Below are 16,228 nucleotides of genomic sequence, written 5' to 3'. Positions count from 1 at the left end.
CGTCGTGCGTCAGGCAAACTGGAAAAGGCTTCCACAATGGCAAGCGTTCTCATAGCTCGATAAGAAAAATTCGTTGAGCTTTAGCTTACTGGATTTCACCCTCTCTGTCTAGAATGAAATAGCCCTGCCCCTTACCAGGTAGGGAAGGGGCTGTTCTTGTTAGGTTTTTTGAGCCAACTGAGAACCGCTAATAGCGGCTGTTTGTTCAGGCTTTTGAAGCCATTTTGTCCGCACAGGTTCCAGTCAAACAAGCTCGATCCAAAGTCACGCCAGTCAAGTTAACACTATCTAACTCAGCGCAGAGCAAATTTGCTCCAGTCAAATTTGCCCCGGCAAGATTTGCACCCCGCAAGTCTGCTTCTTCTAGATTCGCTTCACTAAGCAAAGCGCCCCGTAAATCCGCTTGGCTTAAGTCTGCACCTTGCAAATTGGCACCGCTCAAGTTAGCACCCCGCAAGTCAGCACTCCGCAAATCCACGCCTTGCAAGTTGACGCTCATCAAGTTAGCACCGCTCAAGAAGGCACCGGCAAAAGACGCTTGCGTGAGTTTCGTTCCCATCAAGTTAGCGCCTCGCAAATTTGCACCGCGCAAGTCAGCACCGGATAAGTCAGCTTGCATCAAGTTAGCGCCCAGCAGGTTCGCCCGCAAGTCAGCGCCTGTTAGTTGCGCTTCGATTAAATTTGCACCATCGAGACGGGCGCGTTCTAAGTTGGAGCCACTAAAATTTGTGCCAACGAGGTTAGCACCGGCGAGATTGATGCCTCGCAAATCTACTCCTGAAAAATCTTCGTCTTCTAAATCTGTACCTTGCAGTTGCTTGAGTTTGCCGGAACGAATTGCTTGAATGTCCATTTTAAGGATTGAAGGATTGCGAATGGGGAAAAAGTTTTAAGTTGTAAGATTTGTGGTTATCGCGTCTGAGTTTTGCATGAAAGAACTATCTTTTCAATCAAAACTCATAACTTCCATTACCCATTCCCCATTAATGAAGGTTGCACGGCTGTACCGCCATAGAGATTTGCATCCAAGAGCCACATTCCCGCCGTCACTTTGGTTGGCGTGACAGGTAGACTCAAACCCTGTTGCATACCCATGACGAGGAGTGATAGAGTTTCAACCAATTTGGGATCGAAGCGATCGCCTTGTTGTTGCCGACACTCTTCTATAGCTTTTGATAAATTCTCTTCGCTGTCGGGATTGGCATTTCTCGCTTGCACGAGTCGCCACTGAAAGTCTGCGACTAATCCCAAAATTCTCGATTCCAAGGGAATTTCATCACCAGCTAACCCGGCTGGCTCACCCGTGCCGTTCCACCACTCGGTTTGGTGAGTGACGATTTGGGCAACTGCCCGCAGTTGTGACATTCTTCTCAATACTTGCGCTCCCGGCACCAATGGACAAGTCAGCGCATAACTGGGTGCATCCTCGTCGTAGCGACTCGACTTAGCAGCAGCCAGAACACTTTCCGCTCCCTGCATCGGATCGATGCGGTGCAGCAACCCGGCAAGGCGCAGGCGTTTCATCTGCCAAGCGGGTAAATCTAGTAGTTGCCCTATCATTTCGGAAAGTGCCACCACTTCCGCTGCTGCCATTGGATTGGTAATATCTGCCATATCCATCAGCTGCGCCATCCGCAAGAATGCCTGAATTTCATTGGAAACTAAATTCCGATCCAGCGCTTGTTGGCGAGATCCAACGGGGATGTCTAGATTTGTGCCAGTCGATATATCTTCTTGCCCATGCTGGAGATACTCCACCACGGAAGACACCACTGAACTTAGATTCTCTGGGGTTGCTAAGGATGGCTGGATTGACTCTTTACAGGCGATGAGTTTTTTCTCTAGTTCCGGGTTGTAGCGACCAATATGGGCGATCGCTAAATCCACCGTCTCTTTCACCAACTCTGGCTCAAACGTCCACAAACCATAGAACTTACGCTCCAAATCTGACGCGGGTAGCCCTGCTGCACCATAATCTTCTTCTGAAATCTCTTGACAAAGCACCATTGCCGTGTATGTTGGCGAAAAGATGATTAAGTGCCATTCTTCAGCCACCGGGTCGGATGTGTCTAATGCCACTATATCTACATTGGGCAGTTGGCTGGTGGGGTGTTCGGTAAACCCCGTATCCGGTGACGCCATGATGGCAATCTGACGCGATTTCTGTGCAATGTCCCTATAGCGATCTGCTTCTTGCAGATACCATTTGCCTCTTTGGAAGGCGGCGATGGTCAAGGGGGAACTGTCCTCAGTTAAGATGTGGTCTTCCAGGGCATGACACAGGGCAACGAGGGTGTTTTTGTAGTACACCCCAAATCGAATCGGTCTTTTACTCGATCTGTGGGCAACTTCTAGCTGTTGCAGAATGGAGCCTTCTAACATAATTTTGGTTTTATTAAATGAACCGCAAAGACGCAAAGAACAAGGAAAGAAGAGAAATGCAGGCTAGGGTGGGCAATGTCTACTTAGCAATTCATGAAACTAAGATACAGTAACTAGGTGTTTTTCTTTTGACTGAATAGGTGCCGCGAGGGCTTCTTCTAAGTCGGCGCAACCAAGTTTCTCCTCTAGAATTTTCATCACTTCTCGACCGAAATCGTTAGGATTTTGTTGCCATGCTTGCAGGCAAACTTCACCGAAGAATGAGCCGAGGGGTTCTGGATTCCAAAGTAATTTTTTAGCTGTCCACGGCATTATACTCATCGGGTTGTATCCTGGTTTAAGGATATTCTTATCGAAGGCATATTCTTCTAAATGAGTATGGGGTTGTAAGCCAATAAAGAAGATTGCCGGTTCAACTTTATCCGCACCAAAGATTCGCTCTAGCTCCCGGTGATAGGCAATGGTTTGGCGAATTGTTTCATGAGTTTCGTCTATTACATTAAATGAGTAATTGACGGAAACTAAGTCGTTGAAGCCTGCTGCTTTTAAGTCGCGGCAATTTTCTAAGACTGTCCGCAGGTTATAGCCCATCCGCATTTTCCGCACAAGTTCTTGGGAACCGCTGGTGATGCCGATTTCAAAGTAGTTCATGCCGGTTTTCGCCATCAAGTCGCATAACTCAGGCGTTAAATTGTCTGCCCGAATATAAGCTGCCCAATGGATGTCTTTCATCCCAGCGTCGAGGATTTTCTGCAATAGCTCAATGGCGTCATCGATAAATTTCCGAGCTGGGATAAACTGAGCATCGGTAAACCAGAAGTTACGAATTCCTCGGTCATAAAGTTGTTGCATCTCGGCGACAACTTCATCGGCTGGGTTAATCCGTACCTGCTTGCCCTCAATAACTGTATAAATGCAGTAACAACAGTTGTGGGGACAACCCCGCTTTGTCTGCACGCCGACATAGAAATCTTCGTCTTGCAGATAATATTGAAACTCAGGCCAAATGGTTTCGATGTAGTCGTAATTGCAGGCGGTTTTTTCGATATTAGTGGGACGTTCGTGGATCATGCGATCGCGTGGCGTTGTCTCTCCCACCACATAGCATCGTTCATCCCGAAAATCTTGCCCTCGCAGCATTTTTTCCAGCAGCGCTTCGCCTTCACCCACCGAAACAACTGTCCCGGATGGCAGACTCTTACCCAGCTGTTCGTAAAATACGCTCACAGCACCGCCACCGACAACGGCTTTGGCTTCTGGATGATATTTTTGAGCGCGTTTGAGTCCCCGTTTGATTAATCCCAGGTTGCGCCAGAGTTCGGTGTAGTATGCCGTGGTGACGCGCAGCCCTCCCAGTGCCCCGCGCAATTTCAGCAGCGGATTTTTGGCGTAGTAAAACTCAAAGGCGTGCTGGAGTGGGTTGCCACCTCTGCCTCCCACGGGCGCATAAATCTGAATATCGCGCCAGGAAAATACCAGTAGTGTGGGTTTGAATTCATCGACACAAGTATCCAACGCCCCAGTGAAATCCAGAGGCGGCACGGTTCCCAAGTCAAAGATCCGCTGTTCTACTTCTGGGAATTGCTTGTGTACGTGATCGGATAAGTAAACCACTCCGATGGGGAAAATCGGGTTGCAGGGGAGGCGGACGTAGAGAATTCGATTATTCATCGTGGTTTTTTGTATCTAAATTTACTACTACTGAGATCGAAAGCGACAAATGCGATCGCTTTCTCAAAAATTCTTCTGACTAAGACTTGCTCTCAGGATTTGAGCCATGTTGGGTATCTTTAGCGACTAGATGTGAATCCGCCATTGACCCGCAGGAATTACTGGCGACAGCAGCACCTCTGTATCTATAAATGAAATGATTCTGAAAGGTCTTTATATAACTTTACGATAACATTTACTATCCTCAGTCTCGCCCTGATTTTGGTTCTGGAGGCGAAAAAGGGAACGCAACGCTGCAAAAATCGCTCCAAGATCGGAAGTCTATTCTCGGCAGCAAGCCGAAATTAAGCACGAATTCATTGCCGATCCTGAAGAAATCTTTACTTCGCTGGCATTTTCATCTAGCAAAGCTGGCATGAGGCGTGGGGAAGGTGTTTTGACAGGGAGTAGTGGCCCAAGTCGGAGGCTAAGGCACGGGGAATTGCCCTTACAATCGCAAGTAGCAAGGATTACTAAAAGTGGAATTTTTGCCTCTAACTTTGGGGAGATATCTCACCAAAATACTCAGTTGGTAGTCGTGTTTACAACAAGCCGGGATCGCCCAATGTTAGCTTAGTTATTGTAATCTTCAACAGTGGCGCAAAGCTCCTCGGCAGTTATGGCTCAAATACTCGATCCCCTTCCTTCTGGTAACAGCGATCGCATTCTCTGCTGCTACGTTAATGCTACAAGCCACATTCAAATTGCTCGGATTAGTAATCTTCCGAACTGGTACTTTGAGCGGGTTGTCTTTCCAGGACAACGCTTAGTGTTTGAAGCAATACCAGAGGCTCATCTGGAAATTCATACAGGGATGATGGCGAGTGCCATTCTTTCAGATAAAATTCCGTGCGATCGCCTGTGTATCAACGAAGGCAATGATTCCGAGTATAATACAATCGACCTACACGATGAGGAAAAAAAGGCAATAAACGATAACACCCGGAAGCTTGAAATCCAGAAAAAAAGAAATTTAGAAACCGTAGAATCTTTAACAACCGCTTATATTGGCTAGTTTTGCTGGGAAAATTCAGTAATTTTAGGGTTGTCATGAGCGACAACTCTTTTTTATGGGATTTTCAGCGATTAGCGATTAGCTTTTAGAGGAATTGACTGGTAAATTCTCGTATACTTAGGTAGACAAATTCTTTTTTTTCTCACTGATATAGCAGTCCTAAATGATTCGTGAAAGCAAGATCCTAGGGCAACTCTTACGAAGTCGGGGATCTCAAGGGCTGGTATCTCACCACTAAAATAGGATTGCTATAGCGCCAAGCGAACAGCTTAAGATGAAAAGTAGATGCGGCTGTAGCTGAATGTAAATAAGTAACGAGTGAATCTACCTTCCTTTCTCTGGCTCTGGAAAATTGCTGCGTGGTCGATGGGCTTGTCTCTGTTAGCCTACCTATTGCTGGGAGTCACTGGCAGTTGGATGTTTGCGGCTCGTCAGCAAAGAAGTTCGCAACCGCGATGGTTGCGTCTTTTTCACTACGCTACTGGCGCAATTCTGGTGGCTCTCGTCTTGCTGCTGCTAGCCATTGGGGTTGTCGGCACGTTAGGTCATTATGGCAGCCTCGCTCACTCGGCGCACTGGATTGCCGGTTGGGTCGTGGTGGTATTAGTGTTGCTCTCAGCGGGAAGTGCAATTCTCATTAATCCCAACCGAGCTTGGGCGCGTTCGGTTCATATTGCAACCAATCTGGTGCTATTGGTGGGATTAGCCTGGGTTTCGCTAACCGGCTGGAGCGTGGTGCAAAAGTATTTACCTTAGATTTAACTTAGATTTAATCTTTCTAGTTGGATGACAATTTTTCTGCTGAAGAAACCGGCGAATAGGGGTAGGTTTCCCCGCCTCTACTTTTTCAGGACAACCCGCTCAGGACTTACGCAAAGCTTATACATATAGCGTTTTTTCGGGTTCAATCCCCCTGTGGTTGCCCTCAGATGTAGTGATGTTGTGTAAGTCCTGCCGCTGAGAAATCCGTCGGTGGGGTGAGTGGAACTGACAGAAAATTCGTGAAAATACACAAAGTTATTTCCTTGAGCTAACAGCTTAGGGTTTTTGACTAGGCTAAGATGAACTAAAGTAAGCCTTCACCCCTAATCGATGCGCGATCAAATAATCCCTGGCGTGATTTTCGTAGTAGCTCTGGCTATTTTTTTAGGCGGTATAGTGGGCGTGCGCTTCCCCCTCGGTAGTCGGAGTGCGAGCCAAGTGCTTCCTGCGGGTACTCAAACTACAACACCATCGCCCTCTCCTACGCCGACCGCTACTGTTACCCCAGCGCCAACCGTAACCCCTACGGGAACAATCCCTACAGTAACGCAACAGCAACCTGCAACTCGCAGCAGTCCGTATACCATACCAGCCGAAGAGATACCACCCGAAGAAGAGCCGGTACAGGCGCTGTGGTAATCGGTTTTTAGAAATTAGAAAAGAATGCAACGTGGGATGCGCTCTCTACGGAATTAGTGTAAGCGATCGCATTCACATCGCCCTAAAGTCTTATCGATCGGCAATTTCAGTAAGACAAGCGCGATCGCCTTGGTTAATCTCATAGAAATATATGCGGCTCTAAGTTCCTGCAGAACGGGAACTTAGAGCCGCAGATGCCTGTAACTTTGATAAGGACAAACCTTCTTATAAGACTTTTAAATTTATTTTTTTATTCTACAATTAGATTTAAATAATTTACGACCTATTGTTAACCAAGATATAATTTAAATTAGCTAAAATTATATTTATTTATTTGTAGGCAAATAGTTATGAAACGACGGCACTTTCTCTGGTATTCCCTAATATTAATCACCAGCTGTACGGTAGCAAGTAACCCTAATGATAGAGATTCGCCTTCATCTGCACAAAATTCCCCTGAAAAGCTTCGATTTACAGTGACAGATATTCAAAGTCTTGAACAGTTGCAGCGCGATTATGGGGAATTGCGAATGGCACTAGAGGAGGTACTGGAAAAGAAAATTGAGTTTGTCCCCGTTGAAAGCTACACAGCAGCAGCCGCCGCCTTACAGTCCGATCAGCTAGATTTTGTTCTCACAGGTCCCTCGGAATACGTGGTGATGCGTGCAAGGACAAACGCAGTTCCTGTCATCGGTATCACGCGACCCAACTACCATGCAGTTATCTGTGTCTCTGCTAACAGCAAGATCAAGTCAGTAGCACAGTTAAAAGGTAAAAAAATTGCCATGTGGCAGGTAGGATCGACCAGCGGTTATCTTGGTCCCACCAAGTTTTTGATAGACGCTGGATTAGATCCTAAATCTGACATAAAAATCCTCATGTTAGGAAGTAAGGGACTACCCGCCTTGAAAAAAGGTGAGGTTGATGCTTGGGGAGGGTCTGCTGTTAAGTATGAGAAATTCCTCCGAGATGAAGGCTTATCTGAGAGTGAGTTACCACTAATAGTGAAAGGACCGCTTCTTCCCAACGATTTATTTGTTGCCAGTAGTAAGCTCGATCCTGACTTCGTTAAAGAGATGAGTGAGCGCGCAATTAAAAATCAGAATAAACTGATTCAAAGTCTTTTATCCGTCGAGGAAGGTAAGTACAAAGGCTCTCAGTTAGTTGCGGCGAATGATGCTGATTACAACATGATTCGGGAGGTCTATAAAGCCATAGGACAAGGCAGTTTTGTTCAATAGGTTTAATCACTTGATTCGACTCTTTTGGGGATATTTGGTTTATGCTTTTTAAAACCTTTAGACTTTCCTCAAAGAGTCTCCAAGGACACGGGTTGCAGATAAGCCTAACTTTAGATAGCCAAGGGAATACCTTGAAATTTCCTACAAACTGGATAGGACGCTTTATTCCGCACTTGAGTATAGCCAAAAAAATTGGTTACGGCTATTCTTTGGCTATCGGCATAGCAGTTCTAGGAACAACGATTGGTCTAATTAGTGGAGATTACTACGAAAAACAGGCTCAAAAGCAGCTAATAATTGCCGAGAAGCAGCAAAACCTCCTCAGTAATTTAGAAAATGCTGTTGGCGAAGTGCGATCGCACCCACAGCGGCTGGTTACTGTACTAGGAGAATCAATTTGGTTTGACTACGAAACTGCTAAGTTTTTTAGAAGTGTTAATCGGATCGAGGCACTGTTAACTGAATTTAATTCTTTTATAGATAGCTACCCCGATAACTTAGCAACAAAGGCTACAGAGTTAAAAGATTTATTGAAGGGTTATGAAACAAATACCGAATCCTACACTTACTTAATTAAGTTACTCTGGCAGCAAATCGAGCCAGCTAACTTGAAACCAGAGGAGATTTCGGTAGCACAGCAACAGTTGTTGAATTCTATCAGAAGCACAACAGCAACTAATATCACTGTTAAATTCGATCGACTGGCAGAGAGTTTAACTGGGTTGAAAGAAACGGCAGAATCTCAACAGATGCAAGCAAGAAACCAGCTTGAGCAAGCACAGATACTCAGGCTGCAAATTGTTGTTGGGAGTATGCTGCTGTCAGTTACGATCGCGGTAGCGTTGGCGATTATTACTACTCGTGCGATCGCTCGTCCCCTAGAAGCCGTCACTCAAGTTGCTAGAGCAATCACCCAAGAATCTAACTTTGACCTCCGCAGTCCGGTCACAACTGAGGATGAAGTGGGGTCATTAGCAACCTCTCTAAATTGTCTGGTGCAGTGGGTAGGAGAATATACCCACGAACTAGAGTTAGCTCGTCAGACACTAGAGGAGCGAGTAGAACAACGAACTGAGGAATTGACACAAGCGCTCCAAGAACTTCAACAAACCCAATCTCAACTCATTCAAACTGAAAAAATGTCCAGTTTGGGAGAGCTAGTTGCTGGCATCGCTCATGAAATTAATAACCCCATCAATTTCATCTACGGTAATTTGGAACACGCTAACGTTTATACGCAAGAACTGCTTAATTTAGTACATCTCTATCAGCAGCAGTACCCCCACCCTACCCCTGTCATTCAAGAGGAGATTGAAGCAATTGACCTGGACTTTCTTACAGAAGATTTTGCCAAAATACTGTCTTCTATGAAAATGGGTACTGAACGTATCCGGCAAATTGTTTTGTCTTTGCGAAACTTCTCCCGCCTTGATGAATCTGAGATGAAACCAGTCGATATCCATGAAGGGATAGAAAACACGCTGTTGATTCTCAATCACCGTCTTAAGTTGGGGATTGAGGTAGTCAAAAACTATGAAGATTTGCCTCTAGTTGAGTGTTACCCAGCTCAACTAAACCAGGTATTTATGAACATTATCAGTAATGCAATTGATGCTTTGGAAGAGGCAAAGAACAAAAAGGAGAGACAGGAAGAGGGGGAGCAGAGAAACAAAGGAGAGTTCCCAATCCCCAATCTAAAATCTAAAATCCACAATCCTAAAATCCACAATCCGCAAATTCTAATTCGCACGGAACGGTTCAACTCTAACTATATTCGAGTGGGAATTCGTGATAATGGTTCTGGAATTCCTCTAGAAATTAGAGACAAGCTGTTTAATCCCTTCTTCACTACGAAGCCGGTAGGTAAAGGCACTGGCTTAGGACTATCCATTTGCTACCAAATTGTTGAAAAGCACAAGGGGAAAATCGAGGTTATTTCGGAGCCGGGACAAGGAACAGAGTTTGCGATCGCGTTGCCTATAAAAACCCACAACTAAGTAGGTAAATGTAAATAAACTTAGGCTCTTGATGGTTCATCGCCATGAACCAAGGCTATTTCATTCTGCTAAAACCCGCCAGGGACTTAAGTCCACGAGCTAATAGTCCAAGTCGTCTAAACACGACTCAAATACTAATGTATAGTCGTCTAAAGACGACTTTAGCTATGAGGCAGGGGTTTCAACCCCCGGCGGATTACTCTCCCCCATTGAGATAGAGCAAAGATGAATCGTGCCTTTTCACCACTCCAACAGTTTCTAATCACTTGGCTGCTCGTTCTGACAAGCGGTTGGGTGACGATTTTGGCTCTGAGATATGTGGGTGAGTTGATTAGCATTTTGCTCACCGCCGGACTGATTGCATTTTTTCTCAACTATGCTGTTGCCGTTTTGCAAACTTTCTTGCCCCGGAGTGTAGCAGCGATCTTAGTTTATTTGATAGCAGCTTTAACGCTGGTACTCATTGCCCTGACTGTAGTGCCGCCAGTGTTTAATCAGGGGCGGCAATTGGTGACAAATTTACCTTCGCTACTGGAGTCTGGACAACAGCAATTAGCTACCTTCCAAGCTTGGAGTGCAGAACACAATTTGCCATTTGACGTGCGAATTTTGGCTTCTGAGTTGTTGGCACGAGTACAAGCGCAAGCCCAAGCGATCGCTACCAGAGGCTTTGGCTTAGTATTAGGCACCTTTAACTGGTTTTTTGACTTAATTCTAATTCTCGTCATTTCATTTTATATGCTCATTGATGGTGAGCGAGTTTGGCAGGGACTGACGAGTATTTTCTCACCCAAAATTAAAGGCGGTTTGACAGAATCACTGCAACGAAATTTGCAGCGATTTGTGTCGGGTCAGGTGTTATTGGGTGTGTTTATGGCGACTACTCTTTCCCTAGCATTTTGGGCATTGCACGTGCCATTTTTCCTAGTATTTGCGGTTTTTATTGGGTTGATGGAAATCATTCCCTTTATCGGAGCAACTTTAGGAATTGCCACGGTTGTCATTGTGGTAGCGTTTATCAATTGGTTTCAGGCGCTGCAAGTCTTAGCCGTAGCGATCGCACTTCAGCAGATAAAAGATAATTTGGTCGCACCTCGCATTATGGGCAATTTGACAGGTTTATCCCCAGTCATTATCTTCGTCTCTCTCCTACTCGGAGGGAAATTGGGAGGATTGTTAGGGGTGATTTTGGCAATTCCCCTAACAGGTGTCGGAAAAAGTCTTGCAGAAATTGTCCTCAATCCCATGCTGCCACCCCAAACCGGATCGTTTTTTCACAACCCCTTTGCCAAGGAAGTCGTCATATCAGCACTTCCTGCGGCTTCCGCTACAGACACGGCAGGTAACGCAACCAAAGCAGAAAAGCAGGGGGCTAATGAACAATAAACTCAAATCTGGCATCACTTTTATGATGACCTTTCATCTCGCCCGAAATTAAAGTTCCGGGCTGATAGCCCAAGTCCACGAAGCGTGGACTTAAACCTTTGTTTGATCTGTATTGTTTGATCTGTATTTAGTCCTCTTGAGAGGACTTTTGTTGTTAGCCAGGGATTTAAATCCCTGGAGGTTGGTGCTAGCGGTTGGTGCTAGCGGTTGGTGCGAATGCAAGATGTGAGATGAACAATTCCCTTTTAATTATTCATTATCCTTAACCCAAGCTTGAATGCGGCAGAGGGCTGTTTCTAACGCAGATACTATTTCAATAACTCCCTCAAGTTGTTGATGGGAGGCGAGTTCCTCCAGCTTTTCTGCATTGTTTCTCATCCCCTCTACTCCGACGTTGGCACTCGCACCTTTGATGTGATGGGCTTCTTTTGCAAGACTATCAAAATCATTGATAGCGATCGCTCTTTTCACCAATTCCAGATGCTCTTGAACTTCCGTGAAGAACATTTGCAACAGTTCCAGCTCAAACCCCGTGCTGCCCTCAGAAAGTCGATGCAGATGTTCCCAATCCACCAAATCTCGTAAAGACGCTTTCTTTGGCGTCTCTACATCTTCCGGTGTGGCAACACCCCCACTGCTGACATTTGCACCCTGAAAAATCACTTCCGCCCAATGCTCAATTACCGCTGATAACTGTTCCCTTGATACTGGCTTACTCAAATAGTCATCCATCCCAGCATCAAGACAGCGTTTGCGGTCTTCTTTCATCGCGTTAGCCGTTAGGGCAATGACGATGGTACGGCGCGAACCTTCTGTTTGTCGCCGCCGAATCTCTCGCGTTGCTTCATAACCGTCGAGAATCGGCATCTGACAGTCCATCAGAACTAAGTCATAAGGAATTTTTTCTAATAACTGTACGACTTCCTTCCCATTAGCAGCGACATCGGCTTCATAACCCAAAGTGCTTAGCTGCTTGAGGGCAACTTTTTGATTAATCAGATTGTCCTCAGCCAGCAAAATTCGCAACTTGCTTTGGGGACTTGGGAATCGGGACTTGGGAATCGGGACTTGGGAATGCTGGGGTGAAAAATTCTTCTCCTCTGCCTCTTTGCCTCTGTCCCTCGGTTCCTCTTGCTTCCCCAAGATGGAGAGAATGGTATCCAGTAAGCGAGATGGCTTGACTGGCTTAATCAAATGGGCAGCAAATCCTGCCTTAGTTGCCCGTTGTGCCTCCCCTCGCTGATCGGCAGAAGTGAGCATAATCAAGGGTAAATTAGCCAGCATGGGATTTCCTTTGATTTGCTCGCCCAAAGTAATGCCATCAACGTTGGGCATTTGCATATCAATCACCGCCACATCATAGGGAATTCCCCACTCCAGAGCTTCTTGCAAAACTCTCATGGCGGCGGCAGCACCATCCGCCTCATCCACTTGCATCCCCCAGTGCGCCGCCTGAGAGCGAACCACTTTGCGGTTTGTGGCATTGTCATCGACCACCAGCAGACGCCGTCCCGCTAGATTGCTAGAAGTGTGGATGGCTGGTGTTATCCGTTGCGCTGGCTTTTTGAATGGCACCGTAAACCAAAACTTGCTTCCCTTCCCTGGTTGGCTCTCAAAGCCAATTTCTCCTCCCATTAAGCTGACGAGCTGTTTGCAGATGACGAGTCCCAAGCCAGTGCCGCTATACTTGCGCGTGGCGGAGGAGTCTACCTGGGAAAAAGGTTGAAACAATTGACTCATGTGTTCTGGGGTGATGCCAATGCCAGTATCGGTGACAGAAAAGCGGATAGTGACCTCCTCCTGTTCGCTCTTCCCAAGAGAATTTGGGGAGGTGTCTGATTGCAGTTCTGCCCTGACCACAATTTCACCGGCGTTAGTGAACTTAATGCCATTGCCAATCAGGTTGGTGAGAATTTGCCGCAGACGACCGACATCGCCTTGGAGGTGGGTGGGAACGTTGCGATATACCAAGGCAGCAATTTCCAGATCCTTCGCATGAGCTTGGGGAGCTAATAAATCTAAGACTTCTTCTACACAGGTGGATAGGTCAAAGTCTAAAACTTCGATATCCATCTCTCCAGCCTCTAGTTTGGACAAGTCCAAAATCTCATTAATCAGGTACAGGAGGGCATCGCCACTAATGCGAATGGTTTCAACAAAATCCTTTTGCTCTACGGTCAGGGGGGTGTCTAAAAGCAGCCCGGTCATCCCCAAAACGGCATTCATGGGGGTGCGGATTTCGTGGCTCATGTTTGCCAAGAAGGCGCTTTTGGCTTGAGAAGCTGACTCAGCTTGGTGACGGGCGATTTCTAGTTCCTGGCGCTGGCGGGTTTCTTCTTCTAGGAGTTGGGATTGAGCCAGGGCAATGCCGACTTGGTCTGCGAGTTGTTGCAACAGTTCGATTTCAAAGCTAGACCACTGTCGGGGCGAGGTGCATTGGTGGGCAATCAGCAGTCCCCAAAGTTGGTTTTTCTGCAAGATAGGGATGACTAATTTTGCCTTGACTGCCAACTGCTGCAAAAATTCCCGATGGCAAGGTGAAATCTCGGCATTTTCTACGTCAGCAACGATCCCGATCTGTCCTTGGCAGTAGCGCTGATGGTACGCTTCGGGGAAGACTTCCGCGCTGAAGGTTTGCCCTAATATGGCGGGTGGGCCAGAAACGACATTTTCGGTGACGACTGTACCCGTTTTATCTGCTCCCAGACGATAAATCACCACGCGATCGCAAGCGAGGGATTTTCGCACTTCCTCTACTGTGGTTTGGAGAATTTCTTCTAGTTGTAAGGACTGGCGAATTTTCAGGGTGATTTCGGCAAATAATTGCGATCGCAAGTTCTGCCGCTTTAATTCCTCTTGTGCCTGTTTGCGCTCAATCCACAGGGCAATCCTGTCCGCTGCAAATTCCAGTGACTGGAGAACGGATTCATTCAGGGGTTGACGGGCAAATATTGCCATCACTCCCATCACAGAACCTTCAACAATTAGGGGATATCCAGCGAAGGCGACCATTCCTTCCCGCACCGCCCATTCTCTGTTAATAATCTGAGGATCGTCTACGACGGAATTGGTCAGGTGGGGTTGGCGATTTTGGGCGATCGCGCCGATTTTAAATTGACCTACGGGCACGCGGCTATAGAAGCCCTCAATGTGCGTGTACATCCCGGCGCTGGCTTGCAACTCCAGCACGTTTTGCTCGCGGTTGAGCGTCCAGATGCGACCGAATGCCGCTTCTAGATGCCGCACCATTGCCTCGGTGCAGCGCTGCAAAATGCTTTGCAACGTGTCGCTCTGAGTGAGGGCAGAATCCACATCGGCGCGAAAGTGAGCCAGACGGACTTGCAGAGCCAATGCTTCTTCTGTTTGTTTGCGCTCGCTAATATCCCGCGTCACTTTGGAGAAGCCGCGCAGTTGTCCAGCGTCATCATATAAGGCGGTCACGACAGCGTGCGCCCAAAACCGCGAGCCATCCTTCCGCACGCGCCAGCCTTCGGCTTCGCTGTTACCTTGAGCGATCGCGATTTCTAGTTCGCTTTGCGCGATCGCTTGTTGATTTTCTCCTGGCTCATAAAAACAAGAGAAATGCTGACCGATGATTTCCTCCGCTCGATATCCTTTAATCCTTTCTGCTCCCGCATTCCAGCTCACAACATATCCCTTGGGGTCGAGCATATAAATTGCATAATCTTTTACCCCTTCTACGACTAAGCGGAAGCATTCTTCGCTTTTTCGCAGCTCCTCTTGCGCCTGCTTGCGACTGGTAATATCTTCGGAAATTCTTAATAAATACTGCGGGTTTCCTTGGGCATCCAAAATGGGTAACTTTTTAGTATGTAATATTCTTAAACCTTTATCTTTTGTCTGTATCTGCTCTTCTGGGATATCTAAAACTTTTCCGGTTGCCAGCACTTCTCGATCTGTGGCTGTGAAGAAATCTGCTTCTTCTTTGGTAAACAAGGCGTAGTCATTTTTTCCCAGTAATTCTTCGGTGTTACAACCAATTAATTCTTGACCCGCTTTATTGAAACGGACAAAATTAAGTTCTTGAGCATCTTTGACGAAAATCATGTGGGGAATATTTTCGACAATTGAGTTCAGAAATGTTTGGGTATTCCGCATTTCTTCTTCACGACGCTTGCGCTCGGTAATGTCATGAGCGACTGCGTAAATCGCTTGCTGTTCGGTCAAGGGCGTTGCTTTCCACAACAGCCATCGGTAGGAGCCGTCTTTGCAGCGGTAGCGATTTTCAAAAGAAATTGTATCTATACCTATAGAAATTTTTTGTGCTTGGGCAATGGTTGCTTCCCGGTCGTCTGGGTGGACAAATTCGATAAAGGGTTGGCTTTGCAGTTCCTCATTTGTGAAGCCGAGAGTCTTTGACCATGACGGATTCAGGCGTTTAAAATAGCCATCCATCCCGGCGATACACAGCATATCGAGAGAGAGGGTGAAAAATTGAAACTGTTCTTCTTGTGCCTTGTCGCGCTGTTCTATCGCCTGTGCCAATTCACGATTATTCCGCCGCAACTCCAGTTGCGTCATCACCTCCCGACTGAGCGCTTGCAGCGCCAACCTCTGTTCGGGACTCAAATCTCGCGGTACGGAGTCAATTACACACAATGTACCCAGTGCCAAGCCTTCTGGTGTCATCAAGGTAGCACCCGCGTAAAACCGGATGTTCGGATCGGAAGTCACTAGGGGATTAGTGGCAAACCGCTCGTCAGCGGATGCATCGCGGATGACCAACAGGTCGGTTTGCAAGAGAGCATGGGCGCAAAAAGCGATGTCACGAGGAGTTTCTTGCGCCGTAATGCCAACTTTTGACTTAAACCACTGCCGATCCGTATCCACTAAGCTAACTACGGCAATTGGCGTGCCGCAGATGTGTGCTGCCAAAAGCGTCAAATCGTCAAATGCCTCCTCAGCACTGGTGTCAAGGATTTCATACTTCCGCAGCGCTTGAATCCGTTCTGGTTCGTTATCAGGTAAAGGTGCTTTCATCTACGTTGTTGAAGGATGGCATCCTAATTTTTACAGGTGTACTCAAAGCAATCCCTATTTGTAAAGTTATTCAAATCGAGGGCGATCGCCATATC

The 16,228-nt window shown here is 46.7% G+C and carries 10 protein-coding genes; 6 read left to right on the top strand and 4 right to left on the bottom strand.

Annotation, left to right across the window (positions count from 1 at the left end):
• Window positions 1–205: 205 nt before the first annotated feature.
• The 3 genes from AC2VDX_RS01410 to AC2VDX_RS01400 form a co-directional block, all read right to left on the bottom strand.
• Entirely contained in the window at window positions 206–853 is a 648-nt protein-coding gene (locus AC2VDX_RS01410; protein WP_378173503.1) for a pentapeptide repeat-containing protein, read from the bottom strand.
• Window positions 854–969: 116 nt separating this feature from the next.
• On the bottom strand, window positions 970–2,382 hold the full coding sequence (locus tag AC2VDX_RS01405) for a DICT sensory domain-containing protein (RefSeq protein WP_378173506.1): 1,413 nt from the start codon (window positions 2,380–2,382) through the stop codon (window positions 970–972).
• Window positions 2,383–2,481: 99 nt separating this feature from the next.
• Window positions 2,482–4,053, bottom strand: coding sequence for a photosystem II high light acclimation radical SAM protein (locus tag AC2VDX_RS01400; RefSeq protein ID WP_378173509.1), 1,572 nt, complete (start codon window positions 4,051–4,053; stop codon window positions 2,482–2,484).
• Between the two features lie 658 nt (window positions 4,054–4,711).
• Here AC2VDX_RS01400 and AC2VDX_RS01395 point away from each other — a divergent pair.
• The 6 genes from AC2VDX_RS01395 to AC2VDX_RS01370 all read left to right on the top strand — a co-directional run bounded on the left by AC2VDX_RS01395 (window position 4,712) and on the right by AC2VDX_RS01370 (window position 11,132).
• Complete coding sequence (locus AC2VDX_RS01395) at window positions 4,712–5,107, top strand: DUF1830 domain-containing protein (RefSeq protein ID WP_378173511.1); 396 nt, start codon at window positions 4,712–4,714, stop codon at window positions 5,105–5,107.
• Window positions 5,108–5,425: 318 nt separating this feature from the next.
• Window positions 5,426–5,863 carry a DUF4079 domain-containing protein gene (locus AC2VDX_RS01390; RefSeq protein WP_378173514.1) on the top strand — a complete coding sequence of 146 codons (438 nt, stop codon included), beginning with the start codon at window positions 5,426–5,428 and terminating at the stop codon, window positions 5,861–5,863.
• 336 nt (window positions 5,864–6,199) lie between these two features.
• A complete protein-coding gene (locus AC2VDX_RS01385; RefSeq protein WP_378173517.1) occupies window positions 6,200–6,508 on the top strand; it encodes a hypothetical protein in 309 nt (102 codons plus the stop codon).
• 350 nt (window positions 6,509–6,858) lie between these two features.
• A complete protein-coding gene (gene phnD / locus AC2VDX_RS01380; RefSeq protein ID WP_378173520.1) occupies window positions 6,859–7,749 on the top strand; it encodes a phosphate/phosphite/phosphonate ABC transporter substrate-binding protein in 891 nt (296 codons plus the stop codon).
• Window positions 7,750–7,790: 41 nt separating this feature from the next.
• Window positions 7,791–9,746, top strand: coding sequence for a sensor histidine kinase (locus tag AC2VDX_RS01375; RefSeq protein ID WP_378173523.1), 1,956 nt, complete (start codon window positions 7,791–7,793; stop codon window positions 9,744–9,746).
• A gap of 225 nt (window positions 9,747–9,971) precedes the next feature.
• Complete coding sequence (locus tag AC2VDX_RS01370; protein WP_378173526.1) at window positions 9,972–11,132, top strand: AI-2E family transporter; 1,161 nt, start codon at window positions 9,972–9,974, stop codon at window positions 11,130–11,132.
• A gap of 249 nt (window positions 11,133–11,381) precedes the next feature.
• On the opposite strand, the gene AC2VDX_RS01365 is transcribed toward AC2VDX_RS01370, so the two are convergent.
• Window positions 11,382–16,133, bottom strand: a complete 4,752-nt coding sequence (locus tag AC2VDX_RS01365; protein WP_378173529.1) for a PAS domain S-box protein — start codon at window positions 16,131–16,133, stop codon at window positions 11,382–11,384.
• Between the last annotated feature and the right edge of the window lie 95 nt (window positions 16,134–16,228).

The organism is Coleofasciculus sp. H7-1, assembly GCF_057473865.1.
This window is presented reverse-complemented; position numbering and strand designations above follow the sequence as displayed.

Coding starts and splice junctions, on each gene's coding strand:
- phnD (WP_378173520.1), top strand. CDS start 6,859: ATGAAACGACGGCACTTTCTCTGGTATTCCCTAATATTAATCACCAGC.
- AC2VDX_RS01370 (WP_378173526.1), top strand. CDS start 9,972: ATGAATCGTGCCTTTTCACCACTCCAACAGTTTCTAATCACTTGGCTG.
- AC2VDX_RS01410 (WP_378173503.1), bottom strand. CDS start 853: ATGGACATTCAAGCAATTCGTTCCGGCAAACTCAAGCAACTGCAAGGT.
- AC2VDX_RS01405 (WP_378173506.1), bottom strand. CDS start 2,382: ATGTTAGAAGGCTCCATTCTGCAACAGCTAGAAGTTGCCCACAGATCG.
- AC2VDX_RS01395 (WP_378173511.1), top strand. CDS start 4,712: ATGGCTCAAATACTCGATCCCCTTCCTTCTGGTAACAGCGATCGCATT.
- AC2VDX_RS01385 (WP_378173517.1), top strand. CDS start 6,200: ATGCGCGATCAAATAATCCCTGGCGTGATTTTCGTAGTAGCTCTGGCT.
- AC2VDX_RS01375 (WP_378173523.1), top strand. CDS start 7,791: ATGCTTTTTAAAACCTTTAGACTTTCCTCAAAGAGTCTCCAAGGACAC.
- AC2VDX_RS01365 (WP_378173529.1), bottom strand. CDS start 16,133: ATGAAAGCACCTTTACCTGATAACGAACCAGAACGGATTCAAGCGCTG.
- AC2VDX_RS01400 (WP_378173509.1), bottom strand. CDS start 4,053: ATGAATAATCGAATTCTCTACGTCCGCCTCCCCTGCAACCCGATTTTC.